Origin of the sequence: Mesorhizobium sp. M2A.F.Ca.ET.039.01.1.1, from assembly GCF_003998035.1 — a bacterium.
Taxonomy (GTDB): domain Bacteria; phylum Pseudomonadota; class Alphaproteobacteria; order Rhizobiales; family Rhizobiaceae; genus Mesorhizobium.
This window is the reverse complement of the sequence record NZ_RZRY01001575.1, coordinates 1-412: the sequence shown is the minus strand read 5'-3', so window position 1 is coordinate 412 and position 412 is coordinate 1. Positions and strand designations below refer to the sequence as shown.

Sequence of the window (412 nt, the reverse complement as noted above, 5' to 3'; positions counted from 1 at the left end):
GTCGGCGGCCATCGAACTGGCGAGAGCCGGACGCAGCGTCCAGCTTTTCGACCGGCAAGCTATCGGGCAGGCCGCGTCAGGCCGAAACGGCGGCATGGCGAGCGGCAGCATAAGGCCGAGCCGCAAGCAATTGACCCGCAGGTTCGGTCAATCTCGGGCCGATGGCATCCTGGCGGAAGGAAAGGCGGCGCGACAGGACCTGGCAGCCTTCCTCGAAACCGAAGGGGTGGAATGCGACTTCTTCCTCTCGGGTCTCTTCGAGGGCGCGGTAAACCATCGCGAATGTGATGAACTCAGCCGCCACGCCGAGTTTTTAAACCGTTTCCTCGGGATTGAGACGTCGGCGGTCCCCCGCAAGGAAGTATCGCGGTATATCGGCACGGACTTCTACGCCGGCGGCTTCGTACGGATG

The 412-nt window shown here is 63.1% G+C and carries 1 protein-coding gene; it reads left to right on the top strand.

Annotation, left to right across the window (positions count from 1 at the left end; translation table 11 throughout):
• Positions 1-412, top strand: a 412-nt coding sequence (locus EOA24_RS40985) for an FAD-dependent oxidoreductase (protein ID WP_133375131.1), incomplete at both ends; no start/stop codon positions are given.